Genomic DNA, 20146 nt, shown 5'->3' with positions numbered 1-20146 from the left:
CCGGCCATCGATCAGCCGACAGGGTAAGGCGTGGCAGCCAGGGCAGCCAGGCTGCCCAAGGCTTCGCCGCCTCGTTTGTGTTGCATGGATGGTAGCCACCAGGGCACCGCGCCCGATTGCGGGCCACCGTGGCCGCTGGTTCGGGTTGGACTATTCGCGCACAAACGCGGGCCTCCCCCCACCGACAAAACTGACTAAACCGACAAAAGGCCAGCCGCTCAAACTGGGACCAGCGCCGCCGGCAAGGTCGCTAAATCCGAAGGCGAAAAAAACCGGCCTAGGCCGGTTGGTTTTGGGCGGGTGACCTCGTTTTCTGGTGCTACGCTGGTGCTACGCATTTCGTTAAAAATAAGCATATTTCGTGTAGCACCGTTAAGGTGATGATAGGCTGAAAGCCTTGGTTTGTAAAGGTTTGTTAAGTTTGAGTAATCAGCAGAAAATAGCGGGCCTTCAAATTTGTAATCAGCCGGTCGCGGGTTCGAGTCCCATCGCCAGCTCCATATATATCAAAGGCTTAGGTGTTTTTCACCTAGGCCTTTTTTATTGCTTGTACAAAATACCGTCCAAAATCGTTTGTGTAATCGGTAAAACCCCTGGTGACAAATTTTCACCCGGTTCTTAAGTTCCCTGTCACCGATAGGGACTGCAGTTAAATCTCCCTTTCCTCCGAAACGTGCGTGCGGTTTTCTGTGCGCAGTTCTCCAGTTGATGCTTTTCTCATGTTGGGTGTCTTTCAGTGTTACTGAAGCAATTCTGTATTCCGGAAATATTTGATGATGTGCCGTTCTGCACATGCCAATTCGCTGAGGTTTCTTGAGCAAAACAGAGAAAATAAGCAGTTTTCGTCCATTCGGACTTATTTCGCCAAACTTTTTTTACGGACAGGACTGCAATATCCGCTCTTGAGCGTCTTGTAGCCTAATGGCCATGCTGAGTCCCTGGTGCGCACGACGTTTGTCGCCACGCATTGTCGGGGATTCAATTTCTTCTAGGTTGAAGGGCAGGAGCGGCTGCCAGTAAGAGTCGATAAGGTGATTTTAGTCGCACCAGAATGGGTGCTAGCGGCGTATTACATGTCATGAAAACTTAACAGAACTGCAACTTTAATTTCTTGAGCGCTGGTTAACATTCTTTCTGCAAATTCTGTGAGGCAGATTTTTGCGGAAGACCAAAAACAATTAACCGACTTTGCTTTAGGAATGACTTTTTTATGAAAGCTTTTAAATTAACTCTGATTGCCGCAGCTGTTACCGCTGTCGTTTCACCTTTGACTGCGCAAGCGGCTTCAACCGAATTCGACAATTTTACGCCAATGACAGGCAACACGGTTCCTGTTAACCCAGGTTCAGCGACACCTTATAAATTGTCTTCGCCCAATTTTACTCAACAAACCATCGCCGACCGTAAGACCCAAAACACCTTGGTGCCAGGTTCCAACTCAGGTAGCTGGGACATGATAGCCGCCAACGAAACCGGTCCTGACGCCGGCCGTTATTTGTTCATGCCGTTCGAAACCGGTTCCGCGGGCGTGCAACGTATCGATCTTTGGAATAACGACTACAACTCGCGCACCACCACTATCGTTGCGCCAGGTACGCAAGGTTTTATTTCCGGCGATGCCTCATTATGGACACCATGGGGTGGTTATTTGACCGCTGAAGAATCTTGGGGAACTGGCAGCAGCAAAGGCCGTTTGTTTGAAGTGACCAATGCCACCACTGCGGCGGCGAATGGCGGCACATTTATCCAACGTTCCATTCTGCCGCGCGTTTCTCACGAAGGTTTGGCGTTCGACAAAAACAACAACTTGTATTTTGTCGATGAATTGAACGGTGGGTCTGTATACAAATACGTATCGGCCAATCCATTTGCCACTAGCGGCGACAGCTTTTTTGCCGCGGGGCAAACATTTGCTTTAAAAGTCGGTGCAGGAGCCCAGTTTGAAGGCACTACCGGTGCTGCTATCACCGGTGCATCAACATGGGAAGCTATTACCGATGTCAACGGTGGCGTTTTAGCCGGTATTTCCGCACAGCTTAGCGACGGCACGATCGACGGCCGCGTCAGCGCTGATAATGCCGCTGTAAAAGGCACAGGTTTTAATCGCCCTGAAGACATGGAAATTCAAAACTTGGCTAACGGTAACCAGTTTTTGTACTTCACGACTACCGATTCAGACACCGACGGCAACCAAGGCACCGGCCGCAGCCGCGTTTATTCTATTGATCTTGGTACTAGCGAAGTCAAACTGTTTGCCGACAGCAACACCATCGATTTGGCGACTGGTTTGGCGGCAGGCGGTGAATTCAAAAATGCCGATAACTTGGCTATTGATGCCGAAGGCAATATCTACATCGTTGAAGATCAAGATGGTGGTGTGGAAGATGTATGGTTTGCCAAGGATGCAGATCGTGACGGGGTTGCCGAGTCTCTCTCCAAATGGATCAGTTTGACTACTCAAGGTGCTGAAAGCACCGGTTTGTATTTCGACAAATTCAATCCAAACAAAGCGTATATCAACGTACAGCATCCAGCTGATGGCATTGATCGCACCATTGAGTTGACTGCTGCGCCAGTACCGGTACCTGGAGCGGTTTGGTTGTTCGGTTCAGCAATTGCCGGCATGATCGGCCTGCGCCGCCGTAAAGCCTGATTGCTTAGGGGGCAGGGCGTGTTCCCAAATTGATTGATCGAAAGCCCGACTTTATGTCGGGCTTTTTTGTGATGGATATTCTTCCGGGCCCGATAAGCAGTCCGGAAATGTCTTCTTGACCACCAATAATTAAGAGAATCCAAACATGAACAAAAAAATGATGATGGCTAGCGCGCTAGTGGTTCTATCTGTAAGCGCCGGCGCGGAAGCGGCTGTAATTACACAATGGAATTTCAACTCGAATCCTGCTGATTCTGCCACCGGTACCGGCACAGGCGCCCCTAGCATCGGTAGCGGCTCGGTTTCGCTGGTAGGAGGCACCACAGCAACTTTTGCTAGCGGCGATGCGAGTGGCGGTTCATCCGACCCGGCGATAGGCGATGATAGTGGTTGGAATACCACCAGTTATGCGGCTCAAGGTGCCGGCAATAAAACCCGCGGTACGCGGTATCTGGTTAGCACTGTGGGTTTCAATAACATTCAGGTTAGTTACGACTTACGCCACAGCAATACGTCTTCTAAATATGAGCAAGTGCAATACACTACGGACGGTAGTACCTGGACTGATTTTGCCTTGTTTAGCGGCGCAGCAGGCGATACTTGGTTCAACGGCCGTTCAGTCGATTTCAGCAGTATCGCCGGGGTAGCCAACAATGCTAATTTTGGCTTTCGTGTCTTAGCGGCATTCGCGCCTTCAACAAGCGCATACGCGGCATCTTCTCCAACCGGTACTTATGGTTCTACCGGCACCTGGCGTTTTGATATGGTAACGGTATCAGGCACTGCGGTAGTAGCCGTACCAGTCCCTGGCGCAGTTTGGTTGTTCGGTTCCGCATTGTTAGGTTTTTTGGGCGTTCGCCGCAAAGCTTAATCACCGTAGTTCAAGATATTGGCAATTTCTTTAGGAATGGCGACATGAGGTGGCTTGCTTCAAAGCAGCTGGCAACTCACTGATCAGGAAATGACCTTCTTGGTGTTGAATTGATCGCAGATGAAACGGGAGAGTTTTTAACGCCATGCCTGTGGATTCAGACATGGCGGAGGATTTTCAGACTCAGGAGTAGATTACGTGTGGTTTGCCGTCGCCGAGGACTATGTCGCCGATGCTGAAGGCGGTTTCGCCTTGCTGTGCCAATATTTCCAGCGTAGCGGCTTCGTCTTCTGCCGCGACGCAGACTATCATGCCGATACCGCAATTAAAGGTAACCAGCATGTCGGCTAATTCGACATTGCCTTGTTCTTGCAGCCAGGCAAAAATCTCCGGCAATTGCCAGGCGGATAGCTGAATGCTGGCGTTCAAACCGTTGGGCAATACGCGCGGCAGGTTTTCGGTGATCCCGCCGCCGGTGATATGGGCCATTGCGTGTACCGGCACAGTTTTCAGTAGTTCCAGCAGGGGCTTGACGTAAATACGGGTTGGAGTCAGCAGGGTTTCGCCTAGTGGTTTGCCGTTGACATTGTCGGACCAAGCCAGACCACTACGGGCGACGATTTTGCGAATCAAGGAATAGCCGTTGGAATGCGGGCCGGACGAGGCCAGGGCGATCAGTTTGTCGCCGGCTTTGACTTGGCTGCCGTCGATGATGCGATCTTTTTCGACGATGCCGACGCAAAAGCCTGCCAAGTCGTAATCGCCATCAGAATACATGCCGGGCATTTCCGCCGTTTCACCGCCAACCAAAGCCGCGCCGGATTGCTCGCAGCCTTTGCCTATGCCTTCGATGACGTTGGCGGCGGTATCGACTTCCAGTTTGCCGGTGGCGAAATAATCCAGGAAAAACAGCGGTTCAGCGCCCTGGACGATGATGTCGTTCACACACATGGCCACCAGATCGATGCCGACGCTGTTGTGGATGTTTAAATCCAGCGCCAATTTCAATTTGGTGCCGACGCCGTCGGTGCCGGAGACCAACACCGGCTGTTTATAACGATCCAGCGGTAATTCGAACAGCGAACCGAAGCCGCCTAAACCGGCCATGACGCCCGCATTACGGGTTTTGGCCGCGATGGGTTTGATGCGCTCGACCAAAGCGTTGCCGGCTTCAATATCGACGCCCGCGCTTTTATAATTCAGGCGGTCTTGTTGTTGTTCGCTCAATGTCAGTCTCTCGTTAAAGTTAAGGTTGAAACGGGCGATATTGTACTATAGTTCCCATTAATGCACTGTCAGGGTAGGCTTGTGGTCAAAGTTTTTATGAAGGGTAAATCGGGGTTTTTCAGCCTTTGTATGTGGGGATTGTTGTGCAATTGCCCAATAGCGGAGGCTGTCGAAGTAAAAGGTTTGTATGAGATTGAACTGATCGCCAACAGCCAATCCGCGGAGGATAGGACGCAAGCAATCAAGCAGGCCATGTATGCCGTTTTGAGTCGGGTCTTGGTGTCTGAGGATATTTCCAAAATTCCGGTAGTGCAGCAGGCGTTGTCCAGTGCGCAGAACTATGTCAAGCAATCGCAATTTTCCTTGATTTCCGCCGATGAACTGCCTGACACCGACGCGCGCTTGCTTAGAGTGCAGTTTGATGAAGATCAACTGATGGAAGTCATGCGCAAAAGCCAAGTGGGTATCTGGAGTGAAATTCGGCCGGAAACCCTGGTGTGGCTGGTTGTCGATGACGAAGAGGGTAGACGGTTTTACAACGCTGACAGCATGCCGGAGTTGGAAAGTGCATTGGCGTTTGCGTCCAAAATTAAGGGCGTGCCGATGATATTTCCGATGCTGGATTTGGAAGAACAGCAAAAAATTTCGCTAAGCGAAGTGCTGGGAGCTGATTCCCGCAATTTGTTGGCAGTATCTGCTCGCTACGAAGTGACCTCCGTGATGGCGGGTCGCATCGCCAAAAAAGGCGATTGCTGGCAGGGCGAATGGGCGTTTTATTTCGATGGCAAGATCAAGCAATGGAGCGGGGCTTGTTTACCTTTGAAAGCGGCAGCGGTTGCGGGCGTGCAAGGCGCCTATGATGTGCTGTCGAATTATTACGGCGTTAAACCGGAGTCCTCAGCCGCCCACTAAGCTGTAGATGCCGTAGGCCCCGCCGTAAGTGGTTAGAAAATAGAATAAAGACACCACCAAACTGGCCGGAGTATTAACCTGCAATACGTCTTTAAATATCCGCGCAATAATCGCCATGTCCCACATCAAAAACAACGCCAAGGTTGCATAGCTGGGCGTATCTTCCGCTACGGTCACCCAAAATACGATAGGAATCAGAAAGATCGCGACGACATTTTCACAAAACAAAATAGCCGACGCGACTTGTATGAAGGTGTTAAAAGTTCTATTCAGCAGTAAAACCAGCGCGATAAAGCCCAGCGTTAGCAAGGTCTCCAGCAGCACTTCGAAGGCTGAATCAATGTCGTCCGACATGTTGAATTGAATAAAAAACACCGCGATAAAATAAAAAATCGCATTGTTTTTAAAAAAGCGCGTCGATCTGGGCAGATCCAATACCGAGACATTGAACCAGCACAGCGGGAAATAATGTCTGAAAATTTCCATCACGACGCACGCTACTTAATCAGTTTTCCTCTGAGTCGGCATAAGAATATGCGTCGTATTGGCTGCGATATTCCGGTTGCTGACCGTGGCTGAACTGGTCGTTCAATGCTTGTACCAGATCTTTGGTTTGTTCTATGAGACCGTTCAGTTTTTTGCGGTTTTTCTTGTTTTTACCGACTGGGTCGGTGATGGGCATTAAAATTCGCCAGAAACTCAGGCTTTTTTCAAACAAACCCGCCAAGTCTTCACTGAGATTCAATTGTTTCTGCCGCTTGTGCAAGTGCTTGATCAGAAATTTGGCATGCACGCGGCTGACGATTATATGTAGCGGCGTCAATAAGGCAATCAGTGTTGCGAGGATGGCCGGGCCGATAATCGGGTCGATCAGTAGTTCGAGTATCCCCACCGCAATTTCCGCAAATAACATCAGCATTACGATAAAGCCCAGCACAATGAGCGTGGAGGCGTTGCATCTGTCCTTCCAGGTGGTTAACGCTTCTTCCACTTCTTGGAAAATGGTGTCATCGATGGCGCGGATGCTGTTTTCCAGCGTGCCGAGTATGCGGTACGAGCGGTCATTATAAATGTTGTTGAAGCGCTGATCGAACAGCGAGGTATCGCCCGATTGCGATAACACGATGAATTGGCCGGTGTGGATACCCAGTTCGGCCAGGCGGCGTTGCCAGGACGCGGCGATTTCCTGGCTTTTCAGCGCATCGATAGTTATTTCCGAATGGTCGATCACGAAAATGAATTTATTGGCATCCTGGTGAGCAACGATCTCTGCCAGGGTGTCCTTGATCAAATCGGCATCGGCCTCGAACAAGTCATTAAATACCAATACCAAATCGGAGATGCCTATCACGTATTTTCGCAACAGGCCGGAGACTGGATTTTCCGCAGCGGGATTGAATACCGGGGTGTCAATCAACAGCTTGTTTTTTAATTTGCCGCTATTGACCGTGACCAGTTCCAGATAGCCGTTGAGTTTGCTGCCTTCGCCGTTGGCGACCAAATCGATTTGACGGCTGATTTGATAGAAAGGTAAGCGGTGGTCGGCGTCCAGTGCGGTGCCGGGTAGCGTCGCGGTATTGGTTTGTGGCGTATATTGCAGTACGGTGAATTTATGGCGGGCGGTGTGTAGTTGCACGCCCAGGTAACGATTAACAAAGTCTGATTTGGCGGGCGAGTAACCGCCCAGCGTGCTGACGATGGGCCACCAACTTGTCTTGCGTGCGGTGGTCTCGTCGTTATCGATCAACCCCAGTTCAAACTCGATTTCATCCAGGTCCTGGAATATCTTGGCGGTTTTTTGCAAAACCGGATCGTTCGCCGCGAACTGCCGTTCAAGATTGCTCAGGTGTTTACTTACCGTTTTATCCGCCATTAGATATGAACCTTCTCTGCTTGTTATTGAGGTTAATCAGACGGCGGGAGTATACACCGATGGCATTTAAACGGATAAAAAAACCTGCCGGTTTTTGCCGGTCAAAATGCCCCCGCAAACGGGCGTCGCAAATACCAAGCTGCGCCGGAAATGGCGGCTTTCCGGCCGCGCTTATTCTCTAATATCCAGCTCCTTGATTTTGCGGGTCAAGGTATTACGGCCATAGCCCAATAATAGTGCCGCTTCGTGTTTGCGGCCATGCGTATGATTCAAAGCCGCCTCGATCAACAGGGTTTCCAAGGTGGGGATAGCCTGCTTGGCGATGTCCACTTTACCGGTCGATAATTGCTGCTTGACCCAATTTTTAAACTGGCTTTCCCAATCTCCCGGTGTTGTGTCGCCGGATGCGGAATCGCCGCTATTGTGCGTCAGTTCCGGCGGTAAATCTTCCAGATGAATTTCCCGGCCCGAGGCCATCACCGTCAGCCAGCGGCAGATATTCTCCAATTGCCGCACGTTGCCTGGCCACCTCAAGCCGCTTAAAAATGCCTCGGTTTCCGGTTTTAACAGTTTGATTTCGGTATTCAGTTCCTTCGCGCTTTGATAGAGATAATGCCGCATCAACAAGCCTATATCCTGCCGGCGTTCGCGTAAGGGCGGGATATGAATCCGAATCACGTTCAGGCGGTGAAACAAATCTTCGCGAAACCGGCCTTGCGCCACCAACGCTTCCAGATCCTGGTGGGTGGCGGCAATGATCCGCACGTTGACTCGCACTGAGGTATGCGCGCCCACCGGATAAAACTCGTTATCTGCCAGCACCCGCAGCAAGCGGGTTTGCAATTCGGCGGGCATGTCGCCGATTTCATCCAGAAACAATGTGCCATTGTTGGCCTGCTCGAAACGGCCGATCCGTCTGGCTTGGGCGCCGGTAAAAGCGCCTTTTTCGTGGCCGAACAGTTCCGATTCCATCAAGTCTTTGGGGATGGCCGCCATATTCAAGGCAATGAATGGCTGGTCCGCGCGCGGACTGTGACGATGCAGGGCCTTGGCGACCAGTTCTTTGCCGGTACCCGATTCTCCATTAATTAACACTGTGATATGCGAGCGGGCCAGACGGCCTATCGCCCGAAACACTTCCTGCATGGCCGGCGCTTCGCCTATGATCTCCGGGGTTTCCTCGACGGTAGGCGGGGCTTGCACAAGGTCGCTTTGCCGCTGTTTGCTGTGCGCGCAGGCGCGTTGTACGGTTTCGACCACTTCGGTGACGTCAAAGGGTTTGGGCAGGTATTCGAAAGCGCCGCCGTGAAATGCCGACACCGCGCTTTCCAGATCGGAATGCGCGGTCATCACGATCACCGGTAAATCCGGATAACTGTTTTGAATATTGCGCAGTAACTCGAAGCCGTCCATGCCCGGCATGCGAATATCGGTGATCAGCACTTGTGGTAGGCCGCCGGGTAACGATTTCAGCAACTCGTTGGCGCTGGCGAAGCTTTGGGTATGCACGCCGGCTTTTTGCAAGGCTTTTTCAAGTACCCAGCGGATGGATTTGTCATCATCGACAATCCAGACCTTGTCAGGTATTTGCATGATTCGTCTCCAAAGGTAGGTAGATGGAAAATACGGTATTGCCCGGCTCGCTTTCGCATTCGATCAAGCCGTTATGCTGGTTGATCAAAGATTGAGCAATCGACAGGCCAAGTCCGGTACCCTCGGCGCGGCCGGTGATCATCGGATAAAAAATCTGTCCCATCAGCTCGGGTTTGATACCCGGGCCGTTATCGATAATGTCGATTTTGACGGTCAGCTTGTAGCGTTTGCGGCCTATAGTCATATGCCGCTGCACCCGGGTTTTTATCGTAATCACGCCATGGTTTTGCACGGCTTGTACGGCGTTGCGGACGATATTGAGTATGGCCTGGATCAGCTGGTTTTTGTCGGCGAAAATCTCCGGGATGCTCGGATCGTAATTGGTCTGCAGCATAATGCCGTGGGCGGCCTCCACCGTAACCAGATGCCGGACCCGTTCCAATACCTCGTGAATATTGAGCTGGCTTTTATGCGCGGGTTTGTTGGGGCCGAGCATTTTGTCCATCAGATCCTGCAAGCGGTCCGATTCGGCGATAATGATTTGCGTATATTCCTTTAATTCAGGATCTTGCAATTCCAGGTCCAACAATTGTGCTGCGCCGCGCAAACCACCTAGCGGGTTCTTGATTTCATGCGCCAGGCCGCGCACCAGCATGCGGCTGGTGTTTTGCTGGGCCAGCAACTGTTCTTCTTTGGTGATCCGCAAATGCCGGTCTACCTGTTGCAGTTCGATCAGGATTTCGCTTAATTTCCCATCCTCGAGCAAGGGCGTGGCGCTGAGGTTAACCGTAATCGATTGGCTGAGCCGTTCTAGGATTAATTCTCTATCGACCAGCGGCTCGAGCAAATACAAGCGGGGTAATAAATCGTTAAATAGCGTGTTGTGCGCGGTTTTGAACAGTTTGTGCGCCGTTTGGCCGAGCAAATGCTTGGCGCTGTCGGCAAGCAGCATTTCGCCGGCGGGATTGATATAGGTCAGGCGCAAGTCCTTGTCGAACAGCAGGATTGCTTCGTTTAAATGATCCAGTATCTTTTTGTGCACGGGTTAATTTAAGTGTTAAGAGTTGTAGTGAACAAGCAATTTGCACGCCAAGCGTAAAGTTGCCTTATTGCTTCATTTGTCTGATAAAAAACGGCTCTAATGCACAATATTAGTGCGTTCGCCCAGTTTGGTGATTCATGTTAGTGCAAAGGTGGGTGCGGAGTGGGATTTTTATCGCTATCCCGGCTTTAAGCCTTATGCTTAGGAATACGATCAATATCGATTAAGGCGGCTAAAATGTTTGGGGACCTTATCAGCAGCTCGGATACGCGGCTATGCGGCATATGATTGCACAGTGTTGGTGCATATGAGATTGAATTGAGTCAAGCGACGTTCCGGGGTGAGAGTGATCCATTCAAGCTGTTTGCATCGTGTATCCTGGTCGCTGTTCCCGCGGAGATGAAGGTGTCATGGGTTGAAGGGCTAGTGAATAAACCGGTAGGTGATCTCTGGCAATGGCACACTTTGAACTGAATTGGTGCGCCTTTCGGTATCGGTAACCAGGCTGGTGCGTCAGTCGAACAGCTGCTTCGCTAATTCGGTGCGTTTGTCGATTGGCGGCTAGTCTGCGTAATCAACGATCAATGGCGCATGGTCGCTGAAGCGTTGCTCTTTAAAAATGCTGGTTGACTGTGCACGATTGGCGATACCCGGCGTGGCGACTTGGTAATCGATACGCCAACCGACATTTTTGGCCCAAGCCTGGCCACGATTGCTCCACCACGTGTAGCAGGCGTCGGTAGCGTCGGGATGTAGTCTGCGATAAACATCTACCCAGCCCAACTCATCATATATTTGGGTCATCCAGGACCGTTCCGCCGGCAAAAACCCGGAGTTTTTCTGGTTGCCGCGCCAATTTTTCAAATCCGCTTCTTTATGGGCGATATTCCAGTCGCCGCAAATGACCACTTCCCGGTCGCTGGCTTTGAGGTCGGCAAGATGCGGATAGAAGCGTTCCATCACGCTGTATTTGACGGTTTGTCGTTCCTCGCTGCTGGAGCCGGACGGCAGATACAGGGAAATGACCGATAGATTACCGACTTGCACTTCCAGATAGCGGCCCTCGCTATCGATGTCGGCATGCCCTAAGCCTGCTATTACTGCATCTGCCGGCTGTTTGCTGTAGATGCCTACGCCGCTGTAGCCCTTCTTTTCAGCATAATGAAAATAACCGTGGAGACCTTTCGGAGCCAGCATCTCGGCTGTCATATCGCCGGCCTGGGCTTTAAGTTCTTGTAGGCAGACGAAGTCTGGATTTTGGGTGTCTAACCAGTCGTAAAAACCTTTTCTGGTTGCCGAGCGAATGCCGTTTAGATTGGCGGAGATGATGCGGAGCATGGACTTTGGTTGGGGAATAGGTTAATAAACTGCGTCGCAGTTTAACAGTTTCGATGCCATCGCCCCAAAGCGCTTACGGCCGCTTGGCCGACACTCCGCGCACGTCTGTCGGGAATGAGGCTTTAGCCCTTACTCAACAATTGCCGGGCTCGGCTATCAGCTCCGGAAGGCAGTTGGTTCGGGCCAGATTTGATCCAGGCGACGATGTCCTGCCAGGCGGTGGGGGCTTGTAAATCGCGGAGCAGCATGTGGTAACCATTTTGGTAAATAGCCACCGTTTTTTCCGCGGTATCGGTAGTCAGCATTTGTTGCAAAAAAGCGTAGGTCGGTTCTTTTGGGATGACTTCGTCTTTCTCGCCGTACAGCATCAAGGTATGAGCCCTTAGCGAGTTTGCACTATCGAACGCCGCATCCATCAGGTTGGTTAAGCCGTATACCGTTTCCACACGGGTGGCTTTGATGACCATCGGATCGCGGCCCATCGCCCGCAACATATCGATATTATCCGACGGTAAAATTTCCAGTCCACTGCCGGTCAAGGTCAGCCAGGGCATGCTGTGCGCCAGCGTCCACAGCAAACTGGTTTGATACCAAGGCATGGTTGATCTGGCCCATAGCGCCGGCGCGGCCAGGATGATGCCGGCGACGTCCGGCATGTTTTCCTGCTGCATGGCGGTGATCACAATCGCACCGCCCATGCTTTCGCCCAACAGGTAAAGCGGTTTATCTGGGTAACGCTGTTTCAGCAGTCGGGTTAATTGTTTTAAATCCTGCGCGTAAGCGTCACTGCCGGCCCACAAGCCGCGCTGCGGTGCCGCGCCGAAACCGCGTTGATCATAGGCGAAACAGGCGATGCCGAGTTTGCTGAAATAATTGCCCGGCGCATCGAAAAAGTGGCTGTAATCGTTAAAACCGTGCAGCGCAATGATCACTGCATTGGGTTCTGCCTCGGGCAGCCACCGCCGTAGTGGCAGACTTGCGCCGTCTTCGGTTAGGAAAGCATTGTCGCCTAACTGCGCGGTATTGGTTTTGGCACCGGGTGGATAGCTCATCGGCATGCAGCCGCTCAGTGAGAGCAGCACTAACAAGCCGGCCAGTTTGCCGGCGTGTGGCATGCGTTGTCGATAGGTTCTGCGAGCGTTCACTATTTTAAAAACAAGATTGTTCATCGCTAACACATTATTTCAGTATTGAATTTCCCAAAATATCCCGGCGTGTGATGCGCAAAACGGGGCATTGTTCCGGTCAAACTTATCTTAGCTGAAGTGGATGCCCAATTTTATGACAATTCAGGAATGGCTCGTTTCCTGTTATCGAACTATTCATCATCCCACAACACGGGAAATGCTTTACGCACCCGCTCGATGGCCTCTTGATCGACGTTTTTACCACGCAAAGCCAGTACCAGCGCGTAAACATCCTGAGTGCTGACTTTAAACGTGCGTTTGGGATCAGCTTTAACGGCGCTCGATAGGTGTTTGATGGCCGTGCGGAACGGCAAAGGCTTGGCGGCCGGTTGCGCTGGCCGAGACAGTTCGCTTTCGATAATCGCTTTTTCGTTGCCGGGCGGTGCGTTTAAGGCTTTACGCAAGATGTCGCGGGCCCTGGCCCAGGATAGCTCTCCACCCGCCAGTTTTTCGCGCATGGCTTCCGTCGTCAGTGGCGCGTAGCGAATGATGTCGTCAATCCAGCTGACGCTTTTGTCGAAGAATTCGGCGATGCGCTCCCTGGACCAGTTGGCATTGTTCAAGTAAATCACCGTTTGAAAATAATCGGTGATGCGGGTATCGACCCGGTCGGAATTCAGCTTCAGATTCAGTGCCTTGATCTCGTCCGGATCGCCGGTGACGATTCTGACGTCCACTCTGTCGAAATAGCCGGGATTGGCGCGGCGGATACCTTGAATGGCTTCCATGCGGTGAAAGCCGCCGACCAGATAATATTCGCGGTTGTTGCGCTCCCACACCACTAACGGTTCGAACAAGCCATTGACCACGATGTCTTTTTCCAAATGCGCGACTTTCGCCCGATCCAGTTCTCTGTGGTTGGTGAGGGTGTGGTGAAATTCGATTTGGTCGATGGGAAGATATTCATAGCGTTTGGTGGCTAGCATATTCGATTCTCCGAGAAAGCGGGATCCGCCTCGGGGTGTGTCGGCCTGGTGCCTATTCCCTTGTCCGGGCAGATAAGCAGCCACCATCGCATTTTTTCTAACGAAATTCAATCGTTTGGCATTGGCGATACGCGGCTCCTGCGGACGGTGGACGGCTTTGCGAGGCTAACCGAGTACTTTCATCATGATGGATAAGTAGTCTGTATAACCGATGGCGGCGGCCATGATAATTAGCAGCATGCCCTGAAAAATCGGGCGCTGCACAAACGGTTTATAGGTATCTTCGGCGTAGCGTTCCGCCAACTCGGAGAGGCTGGTCAGTTTGCCGGCGAGGGATGAATCTTTCACGTTGCCATGATTGGCTATCGATAATCGGCGCAGGTTTTTCATGGCGTTTTGCTCGGTTTCATCCGCTAACGCTTTCAGGCGGAAGTCGCAATAGAACAAGTATGCGATGCAAACGCCGATCACGATCAGCAGACCGGCCGGCGTATGCCAGTTATCGAAATAACTCATGCGCGCCAAAACCATCAGAGCGGCGGCGAATAGCGGATACGAGATCAGGCGGCTTGTCTGTTGCGTCATATCGCCGACCAAACGTATCGTCACCCAGTCCTGAAGGTACGCTGCATCGATATTCAATGTGTCGCTGTATTCCTTCGTCATGGACGCCGGCCAGGGCGCCGCGCGCGGAATGGTGCGGATAAACTGGATGATCGCTTGCGCTGCCTCGGTGACGCTGATCATCAAAAACAGGAATGCCGGCACCAAGATCGCCTTCAGCAGGATTAAATCGAGGTAATAGACTAAAGGGCCGCGATACGGCGTAAAAGGCACGCCCAAGGACAAAATCACCACAAACGATAAGATCCACGCTAAAAATGTCAAAATGCTGATTCGCCTAATATGCATATTTCGTTTCAGTCGCCTGTCCAAATATCTATCGTGCGCGTAACAGCGATTGTCGGCGGATACGCCGAACTTACCGCTGAAGTTCAGCTGTTCCCAAAGCAATAGCGGAAACTTGGCGGTTTCGATAACCCAATACACTGTGACAACCAGTGCGGCGAAGCGGATTGCCTCCGTCGACCACATGCTTACGCCTTCGATTAAGGCCAATGGTTCGGGTTGTGGGTTATTGAGCACGAAAGCCGCTAGTCCGCAGCCAATGGCGAAAGCGATTAGCAACCAGACTCTTTGCCGGCGCAGCACGGCGGCTTTCACCGGGAGTTTGGCGGCGGTCGCGATTTTGATTTTGCGCCGAAAATACAGCCCGAGCCCGATCAATACGAATGCGCCGATTAACATTTTCAATGCCAGGCGCGGAAATCTTGAAAACGATTGCGCGGTTGCCGAATCCGGTGTCGGCGCGGTGTCGCTGAGATCGCCTCCGGATTGTATCAGGGTCTCCATAGGCCCTAAGGCATCACATTTTTGCCGGTCGGTTTTGCCGGTGTCCGTGTTGAGAGGGAAAGCTTTGCTACGGCCGATTTCATGCAAGGCGGGTTGATTGAATACCTCGCTGTCCAGCAATTGTTGGCGCGTGGTCGTATCGCACCCGGTTGCTGCGCCAGTCGCTTCGGAGGGCTCATGGTTGGAATCCCACAAGGCCATTTGCGCGGCTAAAAAATATGCAGTTTGATAGCTGTCGCGGAACGGCGGGATACGAGTTTGTAATGCCGGCGGTAATTGCAAACCGAAACTCGAGACAACAATCAGGTTACGAGCCCACTCGTTTTGCTCCGGGTGTAGAAGTCGGGCATCCATCACGTTTGTGAAATACCAAACATCCGGAAATTTGGCATGCAGCGCTTGCAGCACCAGTAGTTTGTCGTAGACATCGCTGCCGAGGATACCGATGGCACCTATGGCTTGGTCGTGGTCTTCCAGTTCCTGTTCCAGTTCTTCAACCCTGTCGGTTAACCGGCGCATGTAATCAAACTGACTGTCGCCGTCGGCATGCTCCATGGCTTTGGAAGCCTCGGCGGCACTGTTGGTATCATTGTTGCCGGATTTGTTGCCGGTGCTGGTACTACTTTGGCCGCGCAGGGTTTTGCCGTCCAAGCCTCGGAAATAGGTGTATTGGTGTACGTATTTTTGCAAGTAATTCGCGCAACCCGCTGTTGAAATCATGGGGTCGCGGCATGCGCCAAACGAGTGTTTTCCGTTCATGGCGGTTTCGACTAACGCATCGGCAAATGTGGTGCCAATATGGTAGGCGTACAGTGATTCGGTTTCGGAGATCAATACCACGTGTTTAGTGGGCTTAGCCAGCTCGGCTTGGTCGCCGATCCGTACGCCGCGGAGTTCCAGTTCCTGGCTCAGCGCGCCCGCCAGCTGGCTGTCGGTCGCCGTGGTGCGGAGGAACGACAGGTGATTTTTGAAGTGCTCGGCCAAGTTGCTCGGTTGATGGGCCGTTGCCGCTTGGTTGCCGTACATTAATTTACCTTCATCGACCGTTGCTCGGGGCGAATACATTCGAAACAACGGCGCGTCCTTGGGCTTGCCGACTTTCAGTGCCTCGCTCGCCATGGCTTGCAGATCGTCCGAAGTTGCCGGTCCCAGTACGTTGAGCTCTAGCTTGTTGTTTTTCTCGTAAAGTTTGCGCAAATTTTTGAAAAGATCTTTTAGCGGCTCATAGCCGAAGGCTTTGCTGTCAAGGTATAGCAGCAAAATAGGCGGATGTTTCTCCGCTTCCGGACTCCGGGCCATCGGTTGGGCTTTCCAAACCAAATGTTCGAATGCGATCAAGGTACTCGATTTGTTCAGCAGGTAATTGACGTAACCGATATGCTCCTCGTCGCTTGGGCCGTACTCTTGTTTGGAATTGCCGATTAACCCTGATAATACCGCGTAGCGGATACGGCGCCGGGTTTCCACGTCTTCTTGATAATGACCATTGGGCATTAGTGTGGCGATGACGATTTGCCGCCCGTCGGGAATGTCTTCCAAGTGGGACTGAAGGGTTTTTATCAATTCCTTCTGGTCTTTATATTGCTGATACCCCTGACTATTCACATTTTGGTTGGCGATGGCTTCGAATGGGTCTTGCCACAAACGCGCGTCTATGTCGGACTTAAAGCCGGCTTGTTGCAATTGCGATAAGGACGCTTTATTGGGTCTGGAATCGTTGAAGGGGCTTTGGCCTACGAACAGGCTGCCGCCCAAAATGATCAATAGCACGCTTAATAAGTTAGGCGAGATCGCTGTGGATTTGTTTTCTTTAGACATAAGCGCCAATCTCTGATTGCGATGGAGAGTAGTGGGGCATACCCGGTTGTGCAACTAGACTAACACTAGAGGTTTTCGGCTTCAAAGGCAGAAACTAACAACGTTTTTTGTAAAATTGCACTATCGAGCAGGGCGCGGATTTCAAATTTCGCGAACCGAGACCATGAAATCCATGTTTATTTTCGCAACAACCAAGGATTGCCGCCGATAGCGGTGAGGTTGGTGGTCAGGGTTTGTTCGTTGGCAAAGCGTTGCAAGTAATGGGGGCCGCCGGCTTTCGGGCCGGTGCCGGACAGGCCCATGCCGCCGAACGGCTGCACACCCACCACCGCGCCTATCATGTTGCGGTTGATGTAAATGTTGCCGACCCGCGCGTGCTCTTGGATGTAACGCATATTGGCGTTGATGCGGCTGTGAATGCCCAGTGTCAAGCCGTAGCCGCTGGCATTGATGGCCTCGACCACTTTTGCCAGCTCGTTGGCTGGGTAACGGACTATATGCAGGATGGGGCCGAACACTTCGTGGTCAAGGAAGGATAGGGCAGGTATTTCCGCTAACGTCGGTGGAAAAAAACAGCCGTTTGTTAGATCGTCGGTCAAGGGCAGTTGATATAACAGCTTGGCGTCGTGTTCAAGCTTCTCGATGTGCTGTTGCAGGGCGGCTAACGCGCGTTGATCGATAATAGGGCCGACGTCGGTGGCAATATCCAGCGGCGAACCGACCCGCAGCACACGCATCGCGCCGATCAAGCGCGCAATGACGCTGTCGGCGATGTCGTCCGGTAGAAACAATACCCGCAATGCCGAGCAGCGTTGGCCCGCGCTGTTAAATGCTGATTGCAAGGCGTCCGTCACCAGCTGTTCCTGGTGCGCGGAGCTGTCGGCGATCATCGCGTTTTGCCCGCCGGTTTCGGCAATAAGCGTGGCGATGGCGCCGTTACGACTCGCCAGTTGCCGGTTGATATTCAGGGCGGTGGCGACGGAGCCGGTAAACGCCACGCCGGCGACGCGCTCGTCGCTCAGCAAATGACGGCCAATCTCGGCGCCCTCGCCCGGCAAAAACTGCAGTACCTGTTCCGGGACGCCGGCGCTATGTAACAGGCGCAAACAGGCCGTGGCCGTTAATGATGTTTGTAGCGCCGGTTTCGCGATTACCGTATTGCCGGCCACCAACGCGGCGGCGATTTGGCCGATGAAAATCGCAATCGGAAAATTCCACGGACTGATGCAGACAAACACGCCGCGCCCGACACTAAATAATTGATTGTCTTCACCGGTTGGACCCGGTAAGCGCAGTGGCTGAGCAAATTGTTCGACCGCGCAGGCCGCGTAATACCGGCATAGATCGACAGCTTCCCGCACTTCCGCCAGCGCGTCGCGCACGGTTCGGCCACCTTCGCGAATGCACAGCGCCACCAATTTCAGGCGCTGCTGCTCCAATAAATCTGCCGCTTTTAGCAGATACCCGGTGCGGGTTGCGACCGGGCATAAACGCCAGTCATCGAACGCGCGTGTGGCTTGTTGCAAGGCTTGTTCTATATCATTTGCGGAACTGAACACCACTTCGCCAACCAGGCTGAGCTGGTCGTGCGGACTATAAACCGGATGCGGTTCGCCATGCATTTGTTGACCAGCAATCAATGGTGCGGCTTGCCAAGTCTGGTCCGACATAGCAGCCAATTCATTTTGCAACTGCTGTAATTTCTCGGGATCGCTTAAATTCAGCCCCTGCGAGTTCTTGCGTTGCGCGCCGAATAAGTCAGTGGGAACAGTAAGAGGGTTAGTCTCGACTTCGTTTAACTGGTTCAAAGGATCGCCGGACAGCATGGCAGAGCTAATCGCCGGATTTTCGATTTGATTGATAAACGAGGTATTCGCACCGTTCTCCAGCAAGCGTCTGACCAAATAAGGCAACAAATCCCGGTAGCTGCCGACCGGCGCATAGACGCGGCAATTGATCGGGCGTTGATTGAGCAATTCATCATACAAAGCGCTCCCCATGCCATGCAGTCGCTGGAACTCAAACCCCGGATGCTCTTTGCCAAACTCGCAAATCGCCGCGACGCTGTGGGCATTATGCGTGGCAAATTGCGGATAAAAAGCTTGAGGCTTGGACAGTATCAGCCGAGCGCAAGTCAGATAAGACAAGTCGGTGGCAGGCTTTCGGGTGAACACCGGGTAGTCGTCCCAGCCGTTTTCCTGGGCGCGTTTGATCTCGCTATCCCAGTACGCGCCTTTTACCAAGCGAATGGGAATGATGCGCTTCTGGGATTCGGCCAATGCCGCCAGCCAATCGATCACCGCCAACGCGCGTTTTTGATAAGCTTGCACTGCCAGACCGAAGCCCGGCCAAGCGGCCAGCGCCGGATCGTCAAATACCGCCGCGAAAATATCCAAAGACATATCCAGCCGTTCGGCTTCTTCCGCGTCGACAGTCACGGAAATATTCGCCGCGCGGGCCAGCTTAACCAAAGCTAACAGTTTGTCGCTGATGGCCGGCACCGCATAACGCTGCTGTAATGGCTCATAACGCGGATATAACGCCGACAGCTTGATGGAAATGCCGGGGTTGGTAAATAAATCGGCTGTTGCTGATTCGGCCAGCGTTTCAATGGCATGCCGATAGGCCGCGCAATAGCGTTCCGCATCGTCTTGGGTTAAGGCCGCTTCGCCGAGCATATCGAAAGAATAGTGATAGGCCGGATTGCGGTCGGATTGTTTGATAGCCGCGTTTATGTTTTCGGCGATGACGAAATGTTCGGCCATTTGCTGCATGGCTTGCTTGATCGCCGCGCGGATCAGCGGCTCGCCCAGCCGGCTTAATAATCCATCGAAAACCCGCTGCCGAACCAGTTCTTCCATTTTTCCGCTCATCCATAACGCACCGCTTGCCAGGTTAACCGGCAGCGAATCACTGTGCAGCCAGTGGCTATACCAATCGGCATCGGCGAGTTTGTCGCGCAAGAACAGGTTTTGCGTGTCGCTATCCGGAATCCGCAGCAGCGCTTCGGCGATGCTCATCAAGACGATGCCTTCATCGCTGCTCAGGCTGTATTCGTGCAAGAAGGCTTCGAAAATGCCCGGCTGTTTATACTTGGCACGTACCGTTTCTATCAAAGCTTGCGAACAGGCGCCGATGGCCTGGCTATCGTAATCTCCCAACCTGGCGATCAGGCCTGAGATGGCTTGCGGCTCTGCTTGGGTAAATGCTTGATTGATGCGCCGGCGCAGTTCGGCTAAACGGTTGGCGTTGCTCATGGCTATCACCTGTTGGACTGACACCCATAAGCATAC

At 52.4% G+C, this 20146-nt stretch carries 14 protein-coding genes; 3 read left to right on the top strand and 11 right to left on the bottom strand.

All coding sequences use genetic code 11. The features are described 5' to 3' along the window. Positions 1–11: 11 nt before the first annotated feature. Positions 12–164: a hypothetical protein gene (locus ACR02O_RS18610; protein WP_494522158.1), complete on the bottom strand. Its 153-nt coding sequence runs from the start codon at positions 162–164 to the stop codon at positions 12–14. A 1046-nt stretch (positions 165–1210) separates the two neighbouring features. Here ACR02O_RS18610 and ACR02O_RS18605 point away from each other — a divergent pair. Continuing rightward, complete coding sequence (locus ACR02O_RS18605) at positions 1211–2653, top strand: alkaline phosphatase PhoX (protein WP_494522157.1); 1443 nt, start codon at positions 1211–1213, stop codon at positions 2651–2653. Positions 2654–2798: 145 nt separating this feature from the next. After that, the gene (locus ACR02O_RS18600; RefSeq protein ID WP_101051524.1) at positions 2799–3524 is read left to right on the top strand and encodes a PEP-CTERM sorting domain-containing protein; all 726 of its coding nucleotides are present in this window, start codon (positions 2799–2801) and stop codon (positions 3522–3524) included. 183 nt (positions 3525–3707) lie between these two features. Here the strand turns inward: ACR02O_RS18600 and purM are convergent, their stop codons facing one another. Next, positions 3708–4751: a phosphoribosylformylglycinamidine cyclo-ligase gene (gene purM / locus ACR02O_RS18595; protein ID WP_101051525.1), complete on the bottom strand. Its 1044-nt coding sequence runs from the start codon at positions 4749–4751 to the stop codon at positions 3708–3710. A 129-nt stretch (positions 4752–4880) separates the two neighbouring features. Here purM and ACR02O_RS18590 point away from each other — a divergent pair, with 129 nt between their 5' ends. Next, complete coding sequence (locus tag ACR02O_RS18590) at positions 4881–5663, top strand: DUF2066 domain-containing protein (RefSeq protein WP_494522156.1); 783 nt, start codon at positions 4881–4883, stop codon at positions 5661–5663. Here the strand turns inward: ACR02O_RS18590 and ACR02O_RS18585 are convergent. The 9 genes from ACR02O_RS18585 to putA form a co-directional block, all read right to left on the bottom strand. Beyond that, positions 5649–6149: a hypothetical protein gene (locus ACR02O_RS18585; protein WP_033157297.1), complete on the bottom strand. Its 501-nt coding sequence runs from the start codon at positions 6147–6149 to the stop codon at positions 5649–5651. The two genes, ACR02O_RS18590 and ACR02O_RS18585, sit on opposite strands and share 15 nt — an antisense overlap. Positions 6150–6168: 19 nt before the next feature. Next, positions 6169–7536 (bottom strand): P-loop NTPase family protein, encoded by a 1368-nt coding sequence (locus ACR02O_RS18580; protein ID WP_458139362.1) that lies wholly within the window; start codon positions 7534–7536, stop codon positions 6169–6171. Positions 7537–7707: 171 nt separating this feature from the next. Further along, on the bottom strand, positions 7708–9129 hold the full coding sequence (gene ntrC, locus ACR02O_RS18575) for a nitrogen regulation protein NR(I) (RefSeq protein WP_033157299.1): 1422 nt from the start codon (positions 9127–9129) through the stop codon (positions 7708–7710). Beyond that, the gene (glnL, locus tag ACR02O_RS18570) at positions 9116–10171 is read right to left on the bottom strand and encodes a nitrogen regulation protein NR(II) (protein WP_033157300.1); all 1056 of its coding nucleotides are present in this window, start codon (positions 10169–10171) and stop codon (positions 9116–9118) included. The genes ntrC and glnL overlap by 14 nt, the downstream gene beginning before the upstream one ends. 561 nt (positions 10172–10732) lie before the next feature. After that, the gene (locus ACR02O_RS18565; RefSeq protein ID WP_458139364.1) at positions 10733–11509 is read right to left on the bottom strand and encodes an exodeoxyribonuclease III; all 777 of its coding nucleotides are present in this window, start codon (positions 11507–11509) and stop codon (positions 10733–10735) included. 122 nt (positions 11510–11631) lie between these two features. Beyond that, positions 11632–12624 (bottom strand): alpha/beta hydrolase, encoded by a 993-nt coding sequence (locus ACR02O_RS18560; RefSeq protein WP_458139381.1) that lies wholly within the window; start codon positions 12622–12624, stop codon positions 11632–11634. 203 nt (positions 12625–12827) lie between these two features. Beyond that, on the bottom strand, positions 12828–13622 hold the full coding sequence (locus ACR02O_RS18555; RefSeq protein ID WP_033157303.1) for a ParB/RepB/Spo0J family partition protein: 795 nt from the start codon (positions 13620–13622) through the stop codon (positions 12828–12830). Positions 13623–13787: 165 nt separating this feature from the next. Further along, positions 13788–16853: a hypothetical protein gene (locus ACR02O_RS18550; protein WP_494522155.1), complete on the bottom strand. Its 3066-nt coding sequence runs from the start codon at positions 16851–16853 to the stop codon at positions 13788–13790. Between the two features lie 176 nt (positions 16854–17029). Further along, complete coding sequence (putA, locus tag ACR02O_RS18545; RefSeq protein WP_458139367.1) at positions 17030–20110, bottom strand: bifunctional proline dehydrogenase/L-glutamate gamma-semialdehyde dehydrogenase PutA; 3081 nt, start codon at positions 20108–20110, stop codon at positions 17030–17032. Between the last annotated feature and the right edge of the window lie 36 nt (positions 20111–20146).

The organism is Methylomonas sp. PHL2-19 (genome assembly GCF_059331595.1).
This window is presented reverse-complemented; position numbering and strand designations above follow the sequence as displayed.